Origin of the sequence: Thalassotalea crassostreae (assembly GCF_001831495.1) — a bacterium.
Classification (GTDB): Bacteria; Pseudomonadota; Gammaproteobacteria; order Enterobacterales; family Alteromonadaceae; genus Thalassotalea_A; species Thalassotalea_A crassostreae.
Genome location: NZ_CP017689.1, coordinates 62,080 through 83,206, shown reverse-complemented (window position 1 = coordinate 83,206; position 21,127 = coordinate 62,080). Strand labels below are relative to the sequence as shown.

The 21,127-nt window shown below is 40.0% G+C and carries 17 protein-coding genes; 11 read left to right on the top strand and 6 right to left on the bottom strand.

Going from position 1 to position 21,127, the window contains the following annotated elements; genetic code table 11:
• Positions 1-39: 39 nt before the first annotated feature.
• Positions 40-1,077 (top strand): ribosome small subunit-dependent GTPase A, encoded by a 1,038-nt coding sequence (gene rsgA, locus LT090_RS00360; RefSeq protein ID WP_068546252.1) that lies wholly within the window; start codon positions 40-42, stop codon positions 1,075-1,077.
• Here rsgA and LT090_RS00355 read toward each other — a convergent pair.
• Entirely contained in the window at positions 1,074-2,240 is a 1,167-nt protein-coding gene (locus LT090_RS00355; RefSeq protein ID WP_068546253.1) for a CaiB/BaiF CoA transferase family protein, read from the bottom strand. The genes rsgA and LT090_RS00355 overlap by 4 nt on opposite strands.
• Before the next feature lie 147 nt (positions 2,241-2,387).
• On the opposite strand from LT090_RS00355, the gene LT090_RS00350 reads away from it, so the two are divergent.
• Together LT090_RS00350 and LT090_RS00345 are read left to right on the top strand one after the other, a co-directional pair.
• On the top strand, positions 2,388-2,981 hold the full coding sequence (locus LT090_RS00350; RefSeq protein ID WP_068546254.1) for a YjaG family protein: 594 nt from the start codon (positions 2,388-2,390) through the stop codon (positions 2,979-2,981).
• A gap of 93 nt (positions 2,982-3,074) precedes the next feature.
• Positions 3,075-3,290: a dodecin gene (locus tag LT090_RS00345; protein WP_068546255.1), complete on the top strand. Its 216-nt coding sequence runs from the start codon at positions 3,075-3,077 to the stop codon at positions 3,288-3,290.
• A gap of 17 nt (positions 3,291-3,307) precedes the next feature.
• Here the strand turns inward: LT090_RS00345 and rsmD are convergent, their stop codons facing one another.
• The gene (gene rsmD, locus LT090_RS00340; protein WP_068546256.1) at positions 3,308-3,895 is read right to left on the bottom strand and encodes a 16S rRNA (guanine(966)-N(2))-methyltransferase RsmD; all 588 of its coding nucleotides are present in this window, start codon (positions 3,893-3,895) and stop codon (positions 3,308-3,310) included.
• A gap of 237 nt (positions 3,896-4,132) precedes the next feature.
• On the opposite strand from rsmD, the gene ftsY reads away from it, so the two are divergent.
• The 6 genes from ftsY (at position 4,133) to LT090_RS00310 (ending at position 11,756) form a co-directional block, all read left to right on the top strand.
• Complete coding sequence (gene ftsY, locus LT090_RS00335; RefSeq protein ID WP_068546257.1) at positions 4,133-5,440, top strand: signal recognition particle-docking protein FtsY; 1,308 nt, start codon at positions 4,133-4,135, stop codon at positions 5,438-5,440.
• Positions 5,441-5,504: 64 nt separating this feature from the next.
• Complete coding sequence (gene ftsE / locus LT090_RS00330; protein ID WP_068546258.1) at positions 5,505-6,191, top strand: cell division ATP-binding protein FtsE; 687 nt, start codon at positions 5,505-5,507, stop codon at positions 6,189-6,191.
• A gap of 20 nt (positions 6,192-6,211) precedes the next feature.
• Positions 6,212-7,168: a permease-like cell division protein FtsX gene (gene ftsX / locus LT090_RS00325; protein ID WP_418361251.1), complete on the top strand. Its 957-nt coding sequence runs from the start codon at positions 6,212-6,214 to the stop codon at positions 7,166-7,168.
• Positions 7,169-7,431: 263 nt separating this feature from the next.
• Positions 7,432-8,298, top strand: coding sequence for an RNA polymerase sigma factor RpoH (gene rpoH / locus LT090_RS00320; RefSeq protein ID WP_068546260.1), 867 nt, complete (start codon positions 7,432-7,434; stop codon positions 8,296-8,298).
• Positions 8,299-8,582: 284 nt separating this feature from the next.
• The gene (locus LT090_RS00315; RefSeq protein WP_068546261.1) at positions 8,583-10,613 is read left to right on the top strand and encodes a putative bifunctional diguanylate cyclase/phosphodiesterase; all 2,031 of its coding nucleotides are present in this window, start codon (positions 8,583-8,585) and stop codon (positions 10,611-10,613) included.
• A 72-nt stretch (positions 10,614-10,685) separates the two neighbouring features.
• Positions 10,686-11,756: a GGDEF domain-containing protein gene (locus tag LT090_RS00310; RefSeq protein ID WP_070795852.1), complete on the top strand. Its 1,071-nt coding sequence runs from the start codon at positions 10,686-10,688 to the stop codon at positions 11,754-11,756.
• 52 nt (positions 11,757-11,808) lie between these two features.
• On the opposite strand, the gene rep is transcribed toward LT090_RS00310, so the two are convergent.
• Entirely contained in the window at positions 11,809-13,839 is a 2,031-nt protein-coding gene (gene rep / locus LT090_RS00305) for a DNA helicase Rep (protein ID WP_068546263.1), read from the bottom strand.
• A gap of 182 nt (positions 13,840-14,021) precedes the next feature.
• On the opposite strand from rep, the gene ubiK reads away from it, so the two are divergent.
• Entirely contained in the window at positions 14,022-14,270 is a 249-nt protein-coding gene (gene ubiK / locus LT090_RS00300; RefSeq protein WP_068546264.1) for a ubiquinone biosynthesis accessory factor UbiK, read from the top strand.
• A gap of 87 nt (positions 14,271-14,357) precedes the next feature.
• Here the strand turns inward: ubiK and ilvA are convergent, their stop codons facing one another.
• The 3 genes from ilvA to LT090_RS00285 all read right to left on the bottom strand — a co-directional run bounded on the left by ilvA (position 14,358) and on the right by LT090_RS00285 (position 18,808).
• On the bottom strand, positions 14,358-15,914 hold the full coding sequence (gene ilvA, locus LT090_RS00295) for a threonine ammonia-lyase, biosynthetic (RefSeq protein WP_068546265.1): 1,557 nt from the start codon (positions 15,912-15,914) through the stop codon (positions 14,358-14,360).
• Positions 15,915-15,921: 7 nt separating this feature from the next.
• Entirely contained in the window at positions 15,922-17,775 is a 1,854-nt protein-coding gene (ilvD, locus tag LT090_RS00290; RefSeq protein WP_068546266.1) for a dihydroxy-acid dehydratase, read from the bottom strand.
• Positions 17,776-17,878: 103 nt separating this feature from the next.
• Entirely contained in the window at positions 17,879-18,808 is a 930-nt protein-coding gene (locus LT090_RS00285) for a branched-chain amino acid transaminase (protein WP_068546267.1), read from the bottom strand.
• Positions 18,809-19,510: 702 nt separating this feature from the next.
• Here LT090_RS00285 and LT090_RS00280 point away from each other — a divergent pair.
• On the top strand, positions 19,511-21,034 hold the full coding sequence (locus LT090_RS00280; protein ID WP_068546298.1) for a YifB family Mg chelatase-like AAA ATPase: 1,524 nt from the start codon (positions 19,511-19,513) through the stop codon (positions 21,032-21,034).
• The last annotated feature ends 93 nt before the right edge of the window (positions 21,035-21,127 follow it).

Genomic DNA, 21,127 nt, shown 5'->3' with positions numbered 1-21,127 from the left:
ACTCTTAAAATTAAATTATTTCGCGACGGTATAAACACGATGACACCTACCATGCATGATTTAGGTTGGCGACCTTTTTTTCAGCAGCAACTTAGCTTAGAAGAGCTAACCGATTTCAATATCGGCAGAGTGATAGAGCAGCATAAAAGTGGTGCTGTAGTAATGAACGACGCGGGCCAAAAAAGCCTTTTTCAAACACCAAATGACGATAAAGTTTGTGTCGGTGACTGGGTACTATTTGATGATTCTTTAAAATTATATCGCTGCCTAGAGCGCCAATCTCTTTTTCGACGCAAAGCACCTGGATCAAAAGTAGACGTACAACTTATCAGTGCAAACATTGATACGGTGATGATTGTCAGCTCACTAAATAATGACTTTAATCTGGGCCGAATTGAACGCTATTTAGCACTCGCCAATGAAGCTCAAGTAGAAGCAGTTATTGTGCTAACTAAAGCCGATCTTTGTAATGATGTAGATGACAAAGTGCAGCAAGTACAAAAGCTAGACCCTCTATTGCTGGTTTACGCAATTAATGCACTGGCAAAAGACGAGGTAGCTAAGCTAATGACTTATTGCCAAACAGGCAAAACATTAGCTTTCTTAGGTTCTTCTGGTGTTGGTAAATCGACATTGTTAAATAGCTTCCTAGGAAATGAAGTGCAAGATACTGGCTCAATTCGAGAAGACGATAGTAAAGGTCGACATACCACTACTTATCGAGCGTTAAGATGGTTTGAACAAGGAGGGTTACTTATAGACACCCCCGGGATGAGAGAACTACAATTAAGTTTTTGTGAGCAAGGCGTTAGTGACACGTTTGCTGAAATTACGGAGTTAATTACTCAATGTAAGTTTTCTAATTGCAGCCATAACAACGAACCCGGATGCGCTATATTAGCGGCTTTAGACAATGGTACTTTGGAGCCACGCCGTTTTAAAAGCTACCAAAAGCTTATGCGCGAACAAGAATTTAACAGTTCTACCTTAGCGCAGAAACGAGCGAAAGATAAAGCTCTGGGCAAAATGATAAATACGGTCCAAGCAGAGTCTCGCCACTTTAAAAAAGGCCGTTAGTCTTTAATTAAGTCATTGTCTGCGCCTAACATTGGTGCCGAGCAGGTGTATTCAATTGGTGTTTTTGAAAATTTAACCGGATTGGCCACTTGTGGCACTTTTCCAGCTAGCGGGTGATCTAGTTCAAACAGCATGTTTCGATGCTTTACTTGTGGATTATCAAATACCTTATCAATACTATTAATTGGCCCACACGGAACTTGAACGGCGGATAAATGCTCTAACCAATAATCTAATTCTTGCGTTAAAAAACGTTGTTCTAAAAGATTAATCAAGACATCACGATTAGCCACTCGTTGTTCATTGCTTTGGTAATCTGGGTTAATAGCGAGCTCTGGACAGCCCAGTATTTCGCAACATTTGGCAAACTGACGATCATTACCTACCGCCAAAAACATAAGGCCACCCTTAACTTTTACCGATTGGTATGGAACGATATTCGGATGCGCTGTGCCTAAGCGCTGTGGTACTTCGTTAGAGATTAAATAATTGCTGCCTTGGTTGGCGAGCCATGCCACTTGGGTGTCAAGCAAGGCTAAATCGATATGCTGACCTTCGCCAGTTTGGTTTTTATGATGCAATGCAGCAAGAATGGCAGAGACCGCATACATTCCGGTCATCAAATCAGCCACTGCCACACCAACTTTTTGCGGCCCGCCACCTGGCAACTTATCAGGTTCGCCGGTGATACTCATTAATCCACCCATTGCCTGTATCATAGCGTCATATCCTGCGCGTTTTGCATAAGGACCATCTTGACCAAAACCCGTTATTGAGCAATAGATAATTTCAGGATTAACAGCAAGCAAAGATTGATAATCTAAGCCATACTCCTTAAGCCCTCCAACTTTATAGTTTTCAACGATAATGTCTGCTTTTTTCACCATTTTAATGATGATATCGCGATCTTTACTCTTTGTAATATCAAGAGATATGGATTTTTTGCCACGATTGGTCGACAAATAATAAGCCGACTCTTTAGTGTTATTGCCGGCTTTATCTTTTAAGTAAGGCGGCCCCCAATGGCGTGTATCATCGCCAGTTTCAGGCTTTTCAATTTTATACACTTGTGCGCCGTAATCGGCTAACACTTGCGTTGCCCACGGTCCAGCAAGAATACGGCTAAGATCTAACACTTTTACACCGGTTAATGGGCCTGCCATGGTCTCTCCAAGATGATTGAATTAATTACAGTTATAACTAACAAAGGTTATTATTTTAATATTATAAGACATACGTTGGATAGCTGCCCAAATTGACTTTATTACGTTATAATTAGCCCACATTACTCTATTGTTAGGAACGTATTTGTGTCTTTAACACTTCCATTTGAAAACCTTTCTGCTTGGCAACAAACAGCATTTTCAGCAGCGCTACTCGAACGCATGCTACCTAATTATCGAATGTTTTCTGAAGCTGCCGATTTTGGTGACTTCAATGTTTTACGCAATCAGTTAAATTTAATCTGGCAACGATTAGAGCAAGGTCAAATTAAGATAAACTTTGCTGTGCAGCTAGAAAAACTTGAAGAAGTGATCCCTGATGTCGAAGATTTTGACTTTTTTGGCGTCTACCCCGCCCTTGATACGTGCATGGCCTTAGGCTCTTTATTGCAAGCTATTCAAGACAAAGACGATGAAACAATGGCCAATGTTAGTACCTTATCCACGTCAAGCGTACGCTACTATTTAGAAATTTTACTAGCCTCTGAACACGAATCGGAGCAAGAAATAATTATTCAAGAAAGTGATATTGACGAACACCCTTTAATGGCTTGGGAAGTTGCCAGTCAACAAGAGTTATTCGATGCCGCGGCAAAAGGTAAAGCGAATAAACAGACCTGCCAACTATTAAAACAATTAGCCTTAAGTGAAGGCTTGTCGAATTTAGGCATTGAAGTCTAATCTGCTAACCCAAATATGGTCTATTCTTAAATCAGTTTTAGTGAAAATTGGTTTTATACCAAGTGAAATAACTCTCTGAATTTAGGAATAGACATGTCTGATCATCACACCTATAAAAAACTCGAAGTCGTCGGCTCTTCTACGACTAGTATCGAAGACGCCATTGAAAACGCTATCAATGAATGCTCTAAGTCGGTTAGCAATATGAATTGGTTTGAAGTGGTTGAAACCCGTGGACATATAGTCGACGGCAAAGTTGGCCATTACCAAGTGACGTTAAAAATTGGCTTTAGAATCGCCGGCAGTTAAAACTTAAAGAGAGCGGTTTAGCTGCGTTGGTACAAACGATACGCGACTTGACCAGCAACCTTTTCTTTTAATAATTTCCAATTGTCTGGAATTTCAATCGCTGCTAATTCTGATTCCGCCTCAACGTAAATTAACGCATTGTCAGTTAACAACTGGTTTTGCTCTAATGATGCCGCGGTTGATTGAATAAAGCCCTTACGAAATGGTGGATCAATAAAGACCAAATCGAAACCTTCTTGTTCGACGGCAAGTAAGTCATTACATGCGCCAGGCTTTACTAGGCCATTGTTTGCTTTTAATAATGCTAGGTTTTCCTTAAGTTGTTTCGCCGCGTGTTTGTTTAACTCGAAAAATGTCACCTGCTTGGCACCACGAGATAACGCTTCAAACCCCAAACTTCCTGAGCCGGCATAGCAATCTAAACAGTTTGCTTGCTGCACATGTGACATCAACCAATTAAAAACCGTTTCTTTTACTCGATCCGTTGTCGGCCTTAATCCTTCCGCCAACATCACCGGTAACTTGCGACCTCGATGAATACCAGCAATGATTCTAACTTGCCCAGTTTGCTGGTTTTGTGCTTTATTATTACGATTTTTAGCCATTTAAATGCCTTGCCAACAAGTTAATTTTCAATCAAATGAGTAATAATTGATCTGTGTGGTTTTGCCACTGCGTTGATGATGATATTATAAGCGCAAATTTTCGTTAGATGATAGCTTTGTGACTAATTAATTGGGCTCTGGACAAGCATATTTTTCAGACCTAAACATCACAATTAGATATCAATCCAGGTGTTCAATAAGCACCAACCATTACATATGAGTGAATAAAAACCGATTATGGCAAAGAAAAAAGGTCTTTTTTCCTGGTTCAAAAAGGAAGAACAGCACAGCGAAGAAGTTGCTGCGGAGCAAGAAGTTACTGACAATGAGCAGCTGATTGCCGATGATAATGCTGACGCACAAAAAAATGAAGAAATCAGTATTTCTGATGAAGCGACAGCGACACAAGCTGTTGAAGAAACTCATGCAGATGAAATTCAGCAGCCTGCAGAAAATGTAGTCGAAGACATTGTTACGGATACTATTGCGGATACTACAGCAGACGTTATTACAGAAGGGACTAGTGAGCAACAAGCAAACATAGCTGAAACTGATTCTGAAGACTCAGACGCAGAAGTGGAAAAAGTTGCTGAAGTTGAATCGACTGACGCTGAAAAGCCGAAAAAAGAAGGTTTTTTTGCACGCTTAAAACAAGGCCTAAGTAAAACACGCCAAAACCTTGGTGGTGGTATTTTCGATTTGTTCAGCGGTAAAAAGATTGATGATGAGTTATTTGAAGAACTTGAAACACAACTTTTATTAGCTGATGTCGGTGTCGATACAACGATGAAAATTATTGACTCGTTAACTGAGTCGGCAACGCGTAAACAACTTAAAAATGCTGAAACGCTTTATGATTTACTTAAAGAAGAATTAAGTAAAATACTAAACAATGCAGACGCTGATGCTCAGCAAATGGAACAAAATACGCCTCATGTTATCTTAATGGTAGGTGTAAACGGCGTAGGTAAAACTACGACCATTGGTAAAATGGCAAAACAGTTTCAGGCACAAGGTAAGTCAGTGATGCTTGCTGCCGGTGATACTTTCCGTGCTGCCGCAGTAGAACAATTACAAGTTTGGGGCGAGCGCAACGATATTGCTGTAGTCGCCCAGCATACTGGTGCCGACAGTGCCTCAGTAATTTTTGACGCAATCAATTCAGCAAAAAGTAAAGGTGTCGATGTACTTATAGCCGATACCGCTGGCCGCCTACAAAATAAAGCGCATTTAATGGAAGAACTTAAAAAAGTTGTCCGTGTAATGAAAAAAATAGATGAAAATGCGCCACATGAGGTTATGCTAACTATTGATGCGGGTACTGGTCAAAATGCCATTAGCCAAACTCAACTGTTTCATGAAGCAGTTGGGTTAACCGGCATCAATGTAACTAAACTAGATGGCACCGCTAAAGGTGGTGTGGTCTTTGCTTTAGCTGACAAATTTAATTTACCAATTCGTTATTTAGGTGTTGGTGAAGGTATCGACGACTTACGTCAATTCGATGGAAAAGACTTTATTGAGGCTCTATTTGAGAGACAGTAAAGCTAGGTAGTTTTTACCCATTGTTCATCGAGTGACTTCAAAATTATAAAAATAAAGTGACAATATGATACGTTTTAATGCTGTAAACAAAACTTATCCAGGTGGATTCAACGCGCTAAAAAATATTAGCTTTGAGTTGCAACCTGGCGAGATGTCTTTTTTAACGGGTCATTCCGGCGCGGGTAAATCAACGCTGTTGAAATTAATTAGCGTAATGGAAAAGCCAAGTTCGGGTCAGATATATATTAACGGTAGCGATATTTCTCGAATTCAATATCGTGATGTACCTTATATGCGTCGTAATATAGGGATGATTTTCCAAAATCATAACCTACTAAAGGACCGCACCGTTTTTGATAATGTTGCCTTGCCTTTAGTGATTGAAAATGTCGGTCATCGCGAAATACGAAAACGTGTAGAAGCAGCATTAGAAAAAGTCGGCTTAAGTAGCAAAATCAAATGCTACCCGCACATGCTATCGGGTGGTGAACAACAGCGAGTCGGCATTGCCCGAGCTATCGTAAATAAACCACCAATCATCCTTGCCGATGAACCTACCGGTAACCTCGATCCTAAATTAAGTTTAGATATCATTCGTCTATTTGAGGAATTTAATGCGGTTGGCGTAACGGTATTAATTGCAACCCATGATTTAGGATTAATTGCGCGGATGAAATATCGTACTCTCACTCTAAAACAAGGGACGATGATCACCGACGGTTTGTCTCATACTGATGAGGACGTCGAATAATGGTCAATAAACAAAAAACCATGATGCGTAAATCTTCTCGATTCAGTTTTAATTCTCTGATCTTGTTACCCGTTCGTCATTTGCAGCAAGCGATTGGCAGTCTAGGAGATTTATGGCGCACACCAATGGCGTCATTAATGACCATATTAGTACTCGGTATTAGCCTTACATTGCCAGCTACGCTGCATTTGTTTACCAAAAATGCCGAGCAAATTAGTAGCCAATGGGACTCTGCAGCGCAAATCAGTGTATTTTTAAAACTCAACGTTAACGATAAAAGCGCGCAAAATTTAGTAAAGCGAATACAGCTATACCCAGAAGTAAAGTCGGTCACCTATATCAGCGCTGACCAAGCACTAGAAGAGTTTAAAAAACTGTCTGGTTTTGGTAAAGCATTAACTTATTTGGACGACAATCCTCTACCAGCGACGATATTGGTAACACCATCAAAGCGTTTCAGCCAACCTATGGCAGCGAAAAGCTTGCTTGAAAAGCTTGAGTCAGAACGAGAAGTGGCGCAAGGAAAGCTTGATTTAGAGTGGCTAACACGCTTACAAAGCATCATGGTATTGATTCAAGATATTGTTAGTGTGTTGGCCGTATTGTTAAGCCTATCGGTGGTTCTTATCATTGGTAACACCATTCGACTAGCAATATTAAATCAAAAAGACGCGATTGCGGTGATGAAAATGGTTGGTGCAACCGATGGTTTTATCCAACGACCATTCATGTATACCGGTTTTTGGTATGGTGTATTTGGTGGCATATTAGCCATTATTACGGTCAGTATTCTTGCTGCTTACTTAGATATAGCGATTGTCGATTTGGCGAAGCTGTATCAAAGCCAATTTTCGTTACAAGGCCTAGGGATAAATGAGGTGTTTATGCTGTTTGTTACCTCTATCACACTTGGTTTATTAGGTAGTTACATATCCGTTAGGCAACATATCCGCGATATCGAACCAAGCGCCGAATAGTTCCGTCTAATATTAGTCGCAGAGTGTTTGCTAAAATAAACGCTCTGTTACAATTTTTATATAAACTTCTCTGAACTTATTAAATCTTTAATCATCAAACAGTTAGATAAATTATTTAGTGGGTTGATTTTTTCGATTAGATGCCCCATATATTTTAATTAGCGATCCAGAAAAAGCTGTGATAGTATCCAGAGTCCATGGTAATTTACCATGTGTATTCTGAGCTGAAACGCAGCTCACATAAGGTTTTAAAGAGGTAGAAGATGAGTAATACAATGCAATCAATGGCACTAACTGTCCCACAAGGTGGCAGCATAGAAGCATACGTGCGTTCAGCTCATAGTATTCCAATTCTTACAGCTGAAAAAGAGCATGAATTAGCAACTCGTTTACATGAAGAAAACGATTTATCTGCGGCACAAGAATTAATCATGTCGCATCTTCGCTTTGTTATTCATATTGCTAAAGGTTATTCAGGTTACGGTTTACCACAAGCCGATCTTATTCAGGAAGGTAACGTTGGTTTAATGAAAGCGGTAAAACGCTTCAACCCTGAAGTTGGTGTTCGTCTAGTATCATTTGCAGTTCATTGGATCAAAGCTGAAATTCATGAGTTTGTATTAAAAAACTGGCGTATGGTTAAAATAGCGACCACTAAAGCTCAGCGTAAATTATTCTTTAACCTAAGAAAGAACAAAAAACGTCTAGGCTGGTTTAGCCAAGAAGAAGTAAATACTGTTGCTGACACTCTAGGGGTATCGTCTAAAGACGTGCTTGAAATGGAGAATCGTATGGCAAGTAGTGACCAATCGTTTGATATTACAGATAGCGACGATGACAGCTCTTCTACTCAGAGTTTTGCTCCGGCACAGTTTTTGGAAGACCATAGCTCAGATCTGTCAGTTCAAGTTGAAAATGATAACTGGGATAATCACGTTAATGGTCAACTTGCAGCAGCAATCACTATGCTTGACGAACGTAGTCAAGACATCATAAAAACTCGCTGGTTAGATGAAGATAAAACGACATTACAAGAATTAGCAGATAAATACCAAATTTCTGCAGAACGTGTTCGCCAATTAGAGAAAACTGCCCTAGGCAAACTTAAAGGCGCAATAGCAGAGCACTAAATTACTGTTGTATTCTCTAACGCAAGAATTAAGAAAGCCGAGTTTATTCTCGGCTTTTTAATGTCTAATATTTGCTTAACGCATTTAGATTGTTAATTGTACAATCATACTACAAACCCCTATTTTATTCGTTTTCCCTGCAATTTCTTAAACTTCTACTATACTTCAAAGTCCAACTGTTAAAGTCGGTCGTTAGGCAAATCAAATTGTCGTTAATACCCTATTTTTTCAACAGTAAATAATGATATTAATAAGTGAAGTCGGGACATAAGGCATTACGGAAAATGCAGAAAAAATCAGATAAAATAACGAAATTGCTGGACAAATATAGGCAAACCAAGCGCATTCAAAAAGGCTTGTTGAAACTGTCGGAACTGGCTGGCTCAGTAACCGATATGGCCTGCTTTTATCCAAATTTACAGCAAATAATCAGACAGTATTTTCCTACCGATAACCTTTATATTCAACTATTTACCGAACCAGACAGCCTTAATGCCGACCATTTTTATATTGATGAATCAATTTGTTCTAAAATAGACCAGCAACTAAGCGGTGACATGGTCGAATTTATTTCAGGTATCGAAAAGCCTGTCCTTATCAATCATCACCAAGTCAGTATATTAGAACAAGACAATAACGTCTCTGTCAGACCTTTCCCTAAACGCCACAGTCAAACTCAACTGGTTGATGTTTGGCTTGCTGCACCATTAATCATGGGCAACGTATCAATGGGTTTAGTCGGTGTTAAAGGGTTTATTAATCCAGATAACAGTGCACGCAGCAATTTGGAAATGATCCACTTTATTGCCTTACATATTGCATCAGCTATTGTCCGCAATCGCGCCAGCGAACAATTGAAGGTTTACAGTAAAGATTTAGAAGACATTATCTTCGACCGCACTAAACGCTTGCAACGCAGTAATTTTAACCTGCGAAAACAAGTTGAAGAGCGACGCAAGAGTGAGCTAAAGCTTTTTTATGAAGCCCACCACGATCCATTAACTAAACTGCCAAACCGCTCGATGTTTAGCGATCGACTAGAGCACTCGATAAAACACTTAAAACGACACCCTAATCATAGGTTTGCGGTTTTATTTATCGATCTGGATCGATTTAAAATAATCAATGATACCTTAGGACATCATGTCGGTGACAAGCTACTCGTGCAAATTGCTGACAGAATTGCACAGTGTATTCGAGGTAATGACATACTTGCTCGTTTAGGTGGCGATGAGTTTGTTATTTTACTTGATTCAATCAGCAGCAATGATGATGCCGAAGAAATAGCCACCCGTATTATTGAAGCCATTGCTCTACCCTTTACTATTGAACAACAGCAGTTGTATTCAAGTGCTAGTATTGGCATAAGTATTTGTGACCAACAATATAATAGTGCCAGTGAAATTTTACGGGACGCTGATGCGGCCATGTATCAAGCAAAATCCATTGGTAATGGTCGACTAATGTTTTTCGACAAGAGTATGCGCGAACAATTACTGGCTAACCTTAACCTAGAGCGCGAGCTTAGAACGGCTATTAAAGAACAACAGTTCGCCTTACATTTTCAGAAAATCACTGAACTACATGAAGAAAAAGCGATTGGTTTCGAAGCGCTGTTAAGGTGGCAGCACCCACAACGAGGATTATTATCTCCGGCCGATTTTCTAGAACTCGCCGAAGAAACGTCATTAATATTAGACATTGAAGATTGGGTGTTAAAGACGGTCGCTAAACAGATTAAATTGTGGCAGCAAGACAGTGCTCTTAAACATGCTTTTATAAGCGTCAATTTATCCGGAAAGCATGTTTGGCAAACACAATCAGTACGAGAATTAAGTACGCTAATTAGCAATAACTTTGACCGCCCAGAGCAGCTTATCATTGAGTTTAATGAACATGCTTTTAACCGTCACCCTAAACAGTCACTTAGTAATTTGGAGTTATTGAAAAAATCTGGCGTAAGACTTGCGCTTGACGATTATGGCTCGGGCATTTCGTCATTAAATTACCTAAGCAAATATCCGTTTGAGTTAATAAAGCTCGATCGAAGTTTTGTGCGCTCATTATGTTCAAACCCTAAGAACTTAGAGCTAGCCAAATCACTTTCGCAAATAGGTGATAATTTTGGCTTTAGACTTGTTGCCGAAGGAATTGAGTCGCAACAACAATTGGATATGGTTGTACAATGTGGTTGTGAATACGGACAAGGTTTCTTTATTAGCAAACCAAAAAGCATTGAAAATACCAGCAAAGAAAGTGGTGCAAATAATAATTCTGCAATTAACCCTAGCGGTAACATTGATCATTGTGCCTAGCTAATTAAGTTGTTTTTGCATAATATAAAGGTCAATAAATTAGTTAAACTCCAATAATCAATCTTGGCCATTATGCTCAATACCATAATCAGTAGCGGCACGAAGTTTCAATCATTCGATGCAACTAGTCGTATTAAAGCGGCAAATATTGTCTCGATAATCACCGTTGCTATTTCAGCGTTTTATAGCCTGCTTTACCTATTTTACTTTCAAGACTTATTAGTTGGCAGCCTTAATTTAGTCTTTACTCTGGCTTATACCCTTGGGCCATTAATAATGTCACGCAATGCCATAACCCTGGCAAAGATCTGGTTTTTTGTTGTATTACTATTGCACCTTTGGGTATGTACTAATGTTTACCTGACCAATGACAGTGGCTTTCATTTATTCTATTTTCTAGTGCCTACTGGGGTATTTTTACTACTCGACTTAAATCAATATAAAGAGAAATGGCTGCTGACGATAAGCGCAATCGTGCTATTTTTCTATTGTGAAAATAGTCTCAATACTGCGCCGTTGATCACCTTGAACGAAGAGGTGAATCATTTTCTTTATCAATCGGTTATATTATTGATCATGTTAGAAGTTATTGTGGTCTTGACCTTGTTTAATAAACAAATTGAAAAGACCCAAGCAATATTGGAAAAACAGGCAAGCACCGATTTTTTAACAGGGTGTTTTAATCGTAATTATTTTTTTCAACAAGCGAATCTGCAATTAAGTTATAGCAAACAACAACAGCGTCCGTTTTCGGTGATATTGATCAATATAGATAACTTAGGTTTCATCAATGACAACCATGGCTATGATGCTGCTGATATGTTTTTATGTGAATTAGTCGGATTAATTCAGACTAGTATTCAAGATGATCAATTGATGGCTCGAATTGGTGGCAATGAATTTGTAATATCTCTACCTGAAAATACCCTGCAAGAGGCGCAAAAGCTGGTGAATAAATTACAAACTATCGTTGATAAGAAAACATTTGCCGACAGTAATGGCATAAATATAGATTTGCAGTATCGATTAGGCGTGGCAACAAATAAGCATGAGGACGATAGCTTAATGACGTTATTGAGCCGCGCAGATAGCCGAGTAAAGCAACAAGCTAGACACTCTCCTAGTGTCGTCGCATCTGTTTGATAATGACGTTATTTATGGGTTAACTGAGCGCTAAATTGGGGCTAATTTTACATTAAGTTTTGGCTTTTTTTGCGTTTAGCATTTCACGCAGTCCCGCTACGCCGGCTTTACCTTTATTTTGATTTTCTTCAGCACTTTGCTTGCGCTGCCCGCTTTGTTCCCAAACTAAATCATCTTGCGGCATTTCATAAAGAAAGCGTGAAGGCTCAGTACGAATGACTTCACCATATTGGCGACGCTCTTGCGCATAAGTAAAAATAAGCTCACGCTGTGCTCGAGTTACTCCTACATAGGCCAATCGTCTTTCTTCTTCGACGTTATCTTCATCAATACTGGTTTGGTGCGGTAAAATCCCTTCCTCGGTGCCGATTAAGAATACATAGGGAAACTCTAATCCTTTTGAGGCATGAAGTGTCATTAACTGCACTTGATCAGCGTCATCCTCTTCTTCACCGCGCTCCATCATATCTCGTAGCGTTAAACGAGAAACGATTTGCGGCAATGTCATCGGCTCTTCATCGTCTTTACCCTCAAGCATGTCAGTGATCCAGCCAAACAAGGTAACAACGTTTTTCATCCGCATTTCTGCCGCTTTTGCACTCGGCGACGTATCATAAAGATAATCTTCGTAGTTGATCTTTTGGATTAAGGAACGCAATACTGCCGGCGCGTCACCACGATTAACATTGTCTTCAGTTTCGACAATTAAGCGGGCAAAGTTCTGCACTCTTTCAAGTGCACGACCATTAAGGTGCTGCTCTACGCCCAGCTCAAAACTTGCTGCAAACATGCTAATTTGGCGAATATTGGCGTAGGTACCTAATTTTTCTAACGTTGCAGGCCCTATCTCACGTTTAGGGACATTAGAAATACGTAAGAAGGCATTGTCATCATCTGGATTAACAATAAGCCTTAGATAGGCCATGATGTCTTTAATCTCACTACGAGAGAAGAATGATGTACCACCACTAATTTTATAGGGAATACGGTTTTGCATTAATACTTTTTCAATCACCCGCGATTGAAAATTACCACGATACAAGATTGCGTAGTTTTTAAATTTGCTCTTATTCAAAAAACGATGACCCAATAATTCGCCAGCAACACGCTCAGCTTCATGATCTTCGTTTTTGGTTTTCACAACACGTAATGCCGGCCCATAGGCAAGTTCACTAAAAAGCGCTTTGTCATATACATGGGGATTATTAGCAATCAAGATATTGGCACACTTAAGTATGCGGCCACTTGAACGATAGTTTTGTTCAAGCTTGATTAATTTTAACTCAGGGAAGTCTTGGCCTAGTAATACTAAGTTTTGTGGTTTAGCGCCACGCCATGAATAAATTGATTGGTCATCATCACCAACAACGGTTAGTCGACCACGTTCACCGACTAGGTTTTTAACCATTTCATACTGACTGGTATTGGTATCTTGATATTCGTCTACAAGCAAATAACGAATTTTTCGCTGCCAACGTAAGCGAACCTCATCATAATTTTTAAGCAGTAAGGTCGGGATCATGATCAAATCATCAAAATCTAGAGCATTATATGCTCTCATATGCTTATGATATTCTTGATAAAATTGAGCGAATAGCACCTCATCGGCACCATTTGCACGTTTTAAAGCACCTTCTGGCAACAATAAATCGTTCTTCCAATTTGATATTTGATTTTGCAAGCGCGACAGTAATTCTTTATCACCGTCTAATTCTTTTTCGGTAAGCTCTTTCAATAACGCTAATGTGTCTTGATCATCAAACAAGGTAAAACCAGGTTTAAAACCTAAGGTTTTCAATTCTCTGCGTACAATATCTAGACCTAAAGAGTGGAACGTTGAAACCATTAAGCCACGTGTTAGATCGCGGCCTAACATGCTTTTTACTCGTTCCTTCATTTCTCGAGCCGCTTTATTGGTAAAGGTTACCGCTGCGATATTTCGTGCTTTGTAGCCACACTCTTGAATTAAGTATGAAATTTTTTGACAAATAACACCTGTTTTACCCGAGCCGGCACCAGCGAGTACCAGACATGGGCCGGATACATAATTTTTCGCTTCATTTTGTCCTGGGTTTAATTTCATTGATTCTTAATCTAGCGTGTGTGAGTTCAATATAAGGCCGCAGATTTTACCTAATTTTCTGCGCTCATCCTATTACTTTTAATGCCAGTTAGCAAAGTTGTTACAAAAACTGCTGAACAACTAAATAAAGTTTCGCTACAATAGAGTAATCACTGACCGAATTAAACGAATAAGAGACAATCATGATTAACGCCAAGAAGATCGAAGACATTGCTAAGCAAATTACCGAATCAATTCCGCCACAAGTAAAAAATGTTGCCCAAGATTTTGAAGAAAAGGCGAAACAAGTTCTACAATCAAAGCTGTCGAAACTCGATGTGGTTAGCCGTGAAGAATTTGATGTGCAAACTCAGGTTTTGATTAAAACTAGAGCGAAATTAGATGAATTGACGGCTAAAATCGCCGAAATAGAAGAAAAACTGAATAAATAGACTTAATGTATAAGCTACTCTCAACGGTTAAAATAGCTTATAGAGTAGCTTTAAACAATAGTTGAAACGATGCGGTTTTTATTCGAGTTACATTTTACTTAAAAATGCTTGATAAGCTGGGTTATTTGTCTCTTCCTGATATTGATAACCTAAGTCATCTAAATGCTCAAACAAGCCATTCTGTTTATTATCTGGCACTTCGATTCCCGCCAATACCTGACCAAATGCTGCGCCATGATTACGGTAATGGAATAATGAGATATTCCAATTTTCACCTAAGGTATCAAGGAATTTTTCCAAAGCACCTGGATATTCGGGGAATTCAAAACTAAATAAGCGCTCATCCATTGGCGCAGTGTTCTTGCCTCCAATCATAAAGCGAACATGCAGCTTTGCTAATTCATTATCAGTAAAATCGGTAACCTTATAATCTTTGCTGGTAAGCTCAGTAACTAATTCATCGAGTTGTTGCTGCCCGTTGGTTAACTTAACACCGACAAAGATATTTGCCTTTTGATTATCGGCATATCGATAATTAAATTCGGTAATCGCTAATCCGCCAAGGATCTGACAAAAACGTCTAAAGCTACCCTTTTGCTCAGGAATTTCGACCGATAATACCGCTTCTTTTTGCTCGCCGAGTTCACAGCGCTCAGAGACATACCTCAGTGAATGAAAATTCATGTTTGCACCGCTTAATATCGCTGCTAACTTTTCACCACCTTTACTGGTTTGGCAATACTTGATCAATCCTGCCAATGACAGCGCTCCTGATGGCTCAGCGATAACTCGGGTATGCTCAAAAATATCTTTTATCGCACCACACATTTCATCACTAGTTACAGTAATTACCTGGTCACAATATTTTTCTATTAACGCGAATGTTTTGCTACCTATTCGCTTAACCGCAACACCATCGGCAAATAGGCCGACATGGTCGAGATCAACCGGCTCTCCCGCGTCCATCGCTGCAGCTAAACACGCTGAGTCTTCAGCTTCAACACCGATAATTTTTATTTCTGGACAAAGCTGTTTTAAATAAACAGCCATTCCCGCTAATAAACCGCCGCCGCCAACAGGCACGAAGACAACATCAGCAGTTGGTAACTGCTGTAACAATTCTTTGGCAACCGTACCTTGACCGGCAATGACATCACTGTCGTCATAAGGAGGAATAATCGTTAATTGCTGCTCTTTGGCCATTATCATTGCCGATTCACTGGCTTCGCTAAAACTACTACCCGTAAGAACAACGTTTGCACCGAAGCGCTTAACATTATCGACTTTAATCTCAGGCGTCGTTATTGGCATAACGATAGTAGCTGTTACACCTAATGTTTTTGCTGCCAACGCTAACCCTTGGGCATGATTACCTGCAGAAGCTGCGATCACGCCTTGTTTGCGTCTTTTTTCCGACAATTGCGCCAGCTTATTGTAAGCACCACGCAATTTAAAAGAGTGAACTGGTTGCTGATCCTCACGTTTTAAATAAATATCATTGCCAAGTTCACTTGACAGTTTCCCCAACCAACTTAGATCAGTTTCTATGGCGACATCATAAACAGGCGCAGTTAATATTTTGCGCAAATAGTTTATGCCCAAATAAGGACTTGTCGTTTGTTTGTTGAGTTTGTTATCCGTCATCGTGACCCTATTGATTGTCGAGCAATTCAGTATTTCTAACCGCACCTTTGTCGGCGCTAGTAGCCAACATTGCATAGTTTTTCAATGCATAGCTAATTGGACGTTCACGACTGACAGGTTTCCAGGCATCTTTACCTTTGGCTTCCATAGCAATGCGACGTGCACTGAGCTCTTCCTCGGATAAGGCCAATTTGATTGAACGATTTGGGATATCGATTTCAATAATATCTCCTTGCTCAACGAGTGCAATAGTGCCACCACTACCAGCTTCCGGAGAAACATGGCCAATAGATAAACCCGATGTTCCACCAGAGAAACGACCATCCGTTAATAACGCACAAGCTTTACCTAAACCCATGGATTTTAAATAGGTTGTTGGATATAACATTTCTTGCATACCCGGTCCGCCTTTAGGGCCTTCATAACGAATCACCACAACCTCACCAGCAACGACTTTACCCGATAAAATACCAGCTACGGCATCGTCTTGGCTTTCAAATACGTGCGCGGGTCCAGTAAAGGTAAGGTTATCATCACTAACACCAGCAGTTTTTACGACACAACCATCAACGGCAATATTACCTGAAAGCACTGCTAAGCCACCTTCTGTTGAAAAAGCGTTATCTAAGCTGCGAATACAGCCATTTTCTCTATCATCATCTAATGTATCCCAACGACAATCTTGGCTAAACGCTTTAGTAGTGCGAATCCCGGCAGGGCCTGCTCGATAGAATTTCTTAACGTCTTCATCATCGGTAACTTTGATGTCGTATTTCGCGATGACATCCGCCAAGGTTGTACCTAAAACATTAGGCACGTCTGTATTTAATAAATTAGCTCGTGCTAGTTCACCCAAAATACCGATAACTCCACCGGCGCGATGTACATCTTCCATATGATACTTAGGTGTCGATGGAGCTACTTTACATAGTTGCGGGACGATACGTGATAATTTATCCATATCTTCCATGGTGTAGTCGACTTTAGCTTCTTGTGCTGTGGCCAGTAAATGCAAAATGGTATTGGTTGAACCCCCCATAGCAATATCTAAACACATGGCATTATGTAATGCTTCTTTGCTGGCAATATTACGTGGTAAAGCCGATTCATCTTCTTCGAAGTAATAACGCTTAGTAAGTTCGACAATTTGCTTGCCCGCTTTTAAGAACAATTGCTCACGATCGGCATGCGTTGCCAGCATAGAACCGTTACCTGGTAATGCTAAACCTAGTGCTTCTGCTAAACAGTTCATAGAGTTTGCAGTAAACATACCTGAACAAGAACCACAGGTAGGACAGGCAGAACGTTCTACTTGATCAGATTGTTCATCTGATACGGTTGGATCAGCGCCCTGAATCATGGCATCGACTAAATCAAGTTTAATGATTTGATCTGAAAGCTTAGTTTTACCAGCTTCCATTGGACCACCGGATACAAAAATTACTGGTATGTTTAATCGCATCGCGGCCATTAACATGCCCGGCGTAATTTTGTCACAGTTTGAGATACAAACCATGGCATCAACGCAATGAGCGTTAACCATGTATTCAACTGAATCGGCAATTAAATCGCGCGAAGGTAAAGAATACAGCATGCCAGAGTGCCCCATAGCAATACCATCATCAACAGCAATAGTATTAAACTCTTTAGCAACGCCACCGGCTTCTTCAATCGCACCAGCAACGAGTTGGCCCATGTCTTTTAAATGCACATGGCCTGGTACAAACTGAGTAAATGAATTTACTACGGCAATAATTGGTTTACCAAAGTCATTGTCTGTCATTCCAGTTGCGCGCCATAAAGCACGTGCACCAGCCATATTTCGACCCTGGGTGGAAGTTGCCGATCTCAGTTTGGGCATAATGTATCCTTTTTTAGTAGCTATAAACCTCTTTAGTTATATTTAATATGTACATGCAATAGATTGTGAGATAAAAACTAAGCCCCCCAAGGTGCTTAGTTATTTATTCTGATACTGGCTCTAACCAGCCCCACTTATCTTCTGTTGTACCATCAAACAAACCAAAGAAAGCTTGTTGTAATTGTTTAGTGACTTCGCCTCGGCTACCTGTGCCAACTTGAATGCCATCAACCGTACTCACCGGTACGATTTCTGTTGCTGTACCACACATGAAAAACTCATCAGCAAGATATAGTGCTTCACGGGCGATTAATTCTTCACGCACTTCATAACCAAGCTCTTTCGCTAAAGTAATGATAGTGTCACGTGTTAAACCTGGTAAAATTGAGCAGCTACCAGGAGGTGTATAAATGATACCTTTACGTACCAAGAATAAATTTTGACCTGCGCCTTCACTCACATAATTATTTACGTCTAGCGCGATACCTTCTGTGTAACCATGGCGAGCCGCTTCACGAGAAATTAGCTGTGATGATAAGTAATTACCACCGGCTTTTGCTGCTGTTGGCATTGTATTTGGAGCTAAACGGTTCCATGAAGAAACGCCAACATTTACACCATTTTCTAATGCATCCGCACCTAAGTATGCTTCCCAACTAAATGCCGCAATCATCATATCTGCAACCGCATCATCCGCTGGACGCAAGCCCATACCGATATCACCAAGAAAAGCTAAAGGTCTAAGATAAGCTGACTTTAAGCCATTACCTACCACTGAATCTTTACACGCTTGCATTACTGCATCACGATCAAATGGCATGTTCATGCGATAAACTTTGGCAGAATCAAATAAACGATCAATATGTTCTTCTAAACGAAAAATACAAGTGCCTTTGTGAGTATCGTAAGCACGGATACCTTCAAATACAGAAGAACCATAATGCAATGCATGACTCATTACATGTACAGTTGCATTTTCCCAAGGCATTAATTCGCCATTGAACCAGATTAAATCAGCATTAACTTTAGCCATTTTACTTTCCTATTAACTTGTCTTTGTGTAGCACACAATAAATATTGCCGCTGATTCTTAACCTTTCTAAGGCAATTGTCGAATTATTTCGCAAAATCGTTAGTAAAATTTTGCTTAAATTGTCACATAGTGATGACAGTCGCCTTAACAAACTCATACCTACGCCCAACATTGTGAAAATATATTCAAATTTTGAGAATAAGTATCTAAACATATTTTATTAGTGAAAACACTGATAAAACATTACAAATAAAAAATCCCTTTTGTCTTGCCGTCCCTGGCTAATGCGCGAGCATTTTAAATGGTGCAAATAAAAACCCCCCGTTTCCGTAGGAAGCGAGGGGTTGATATTTTAAATATTTTAATTTAAATCAACACCTTGCCCCCGGTGATAGAATAATCACTAGGACATTTTCAATAATAATAAATAGGCGTTGTTTAATCATCTAATCAATCTTATTCGTTTGAAAATCGCTATAAATAGATAGCTAAAATAAATTATGAGTCTGTTCTGACTGCTAGTTAACTTAGGTTTTATCACAATTTTTTTACATGAACAAGGGTTTTGTTGGTTTTTAAGGAGGAATAACTATTCACAGTATAAATAAGAATCTAGAACAGCCGCCTGCTTGCTTTAGCAAAAGTACAAATAACGACTAAACTTAACAACACTATGGATAGTTATAAAAAATGGATTTTATTATGTCACTTGCCACAATTTATTCGCGAGCCAAAGTCGGGCTTGAATCACCTTTAGTTTCTGTTGAAGTACATTTAAGCCCGGGCATTCCAGGGTTTAGCATCGTTGGTTTAGCGGAAACATCGGTTAAAGAATCCAAAGATAGGGTTCGCAGTGCCATCATTAATTGCGGTTACGAGTTTCCTTCTAGAAAAATTATCGTAAATCTCGCGCCAGCGGATTTACCCAAAGAAGGCGGCCGTTTTGACTTACCGATAGCCATAGGAATTTTAGCCGCTTCCGATCAAATACCTAAAGCAGAGTTAAACAATTATGAATTTGCTGGTGAGTTAGCGTTATCGGGAGAGCTGCGAAAAATCACTGGCGAGATCCCGTTAGCAATAGCCGCAAGAGACGATAAACGAATACTAGTGTTACCCAAGTGCAATGCTAAACAAGCTGCTTGGGTTGATGAAGCAAGCATCATTGCCATGCATCACCTAAACCAACTGTTCGCTCATTTTGCTAATCAACAACCTTTACCATTAGTGGAGAAGCCATTAGCCACACCAACCGCTATACGTCAAGCCAAAGACATGAAAGATGTTATGGGGCAACCATTGGCAAAACGGGCCTTAGAACTTGCAGCAAGTGGCGGCCACAACCTTTTGTTTGTTGGCCCGCCAGGCACAGGCAAAACAATGTTAGCATCTCGGCTACCGGGTATTTTACCTGATATGACCGCAGAAGAAGCACTGCAAAGCGCGGCAATCCAATCTATTTGCGGACAAGATGTCAGCGATTCGCAATTTAGTTTAAGACCATTTAGGGCACCGCATCATACCGCGTCTGCGGTAGCTTTGGTTGGTGGCGGCTCCTACCCTAACCCCGGCGAAATATCATTGGCACATAATGGCGTATTGTTTTTAGATGAATTACCCGAATATGATCGCAAAGTTCTAGATGTGTTACGTGAGCCAATGGAGTCTGGTGAAGTAACGATTTCTCGAGTGTTACACAAAACTACCTATCCGGCAAAGTTCCAATTAGTTGCAGCGATGAACCCAAGCCCGACTGGATTTTATACTGACAAACGCTCCTCACCGGAACAAATATTACGATACTTGAATAAGCTATCAGGCCCTTTTCTTGATCGAATCGATATTCAATTGGAAGTAAGCCGTTTGGCTAAAGGCGTATGGAATGATAACGACCAGTTCAACGAAAATAGTGAAACAATACGAACGAGAGTGCAAAATTGTCGCAACATTCAACTAGCACGACAAGGTAAAGCAAATGCCCATTTAACCAGTCCCGAATTAAAAGTTCATTGTCACATTAATGAGAGTGATTGCGAGTTTCTTGAGCTAGCAGTAGAGAAAATAGGGTTGTCTACCCGCGCCCATCATAAGATACTGAAGATAGCTCGAACCATTGCCGACATGAACAATATCAAAACCATTCAACGCCAGCATATTGTCGAAGCGTTATCTTATCGCGCCATGGATAGGTTGATACGGCACTTGACCGATAGTTTGATTGGTTAAAACACACCGCAACTATGCATTGGTAACAAACTAATACATCGCTAGCGAATTCACTGTCTATAATAAACGTGTGGTGTGGAGCACTCTTATTGC

Coding starts and splice junctions, on each gene's coding strand:
- LT090_RS00355 (WP_068546253.1), bottom strand. CDS start 2,240: ATGGCAGGCCCATTAACCGGTGTAAAAGTGTTAGATCTTAGCCGTATT.
- rpoH (WP_068546260.1), top strand. CDS start 7,432: ATGAGTAATACAATGCAATCAATGGCACTAACTGTCCCACAAGGTGGC.
- LT090_RS00345 (WP_068546255.1), top strand. CDS start 3,075: ATGTCTGATCATCACACCTATAAAAAACTCGAAGTCGTCGGCTCTTCT.
- rsmD (WP_068546256.1), bottom strand. CDS start 3,895: ATGGCTAAAAATCGTAATAATAAAGCACAAAACCAGCAAACTGGGCAA.
- rsgA (WP_068546252.1), top strand. CDS start 40: ATGACACCTACCATGCATGATTTAGGTTGGCGACCTTTTTTTCAGCAG.
- LT090_RS00315 (WP_068546261.1), top strand. CDS start 8,583: ATGCAGAAAAAATCAGATAAAATAACGAAATTGCTGGACAAATATAGG.
- ftsX (WP_418361251.1), top strand. CDS start 6,212: ATGATGCGTAAATCTTCTCGATTCAGTTTTAATTCTCTGATCTTGTTA.
- ftsE (WP_068546258.1), top strand. CDS start 5,505: ATGATACGTTTTAATGCTGTAAACAAAACTTATCCAGGTGGATTCAAC.
- LT090_RS00280 (WP_068546298.1), top strand. CDS start 19,511: ATGTCACTTGCCACAATTTATTCGCGAGCCAAAGTCGGGCTTGAATCA.
- LT090_RS00285 (WP_068546267.1), bottom strand. CDS start 18,808: ATGGCTAAAGTTAATGCTGATTTAATCTGGTTCAATGGCGAATTAATG.
- ubiK (WP_068546264.1), top strand. CDS start 14,022: ATGATTAACGCCAAGAAGATCGAAGACATTGCTAAGCAAATTACCGAA.
- ilvA (WP_068546265.1), bottom strand. CDS start 15,914: ATGACGGATAACAAACTCAACAAACAAACGACAAGTCCTTATTTGGGC.
- rep (WP_068546263.1), bottom strand. CDS start 13,839: ATGAAATTAAACCCAGGACAAAATGAAGCGAAAAATTATGTATCCGGC.
- ftsY (WP_068546257.1), top strand. CDS start 4,133: ATGGCAAAGAAAAAAGGTCTTTTTTCCTGGTTCAAAAAGGAAGAACAG.
- LT090_RS00310 (WP_070795852.1), top strand. CDS start 10,686: ATGCTCAATACCATAATCAGTAGCGGCACGAAGTTTCAATCATTCGAT.
- ilvD (WP_068546266.1), bottom strand. CDS start 17,775: ATGCCCAAACTGAGATCGGCAACTTCCACCCAGGGTCGAAATATGGCT.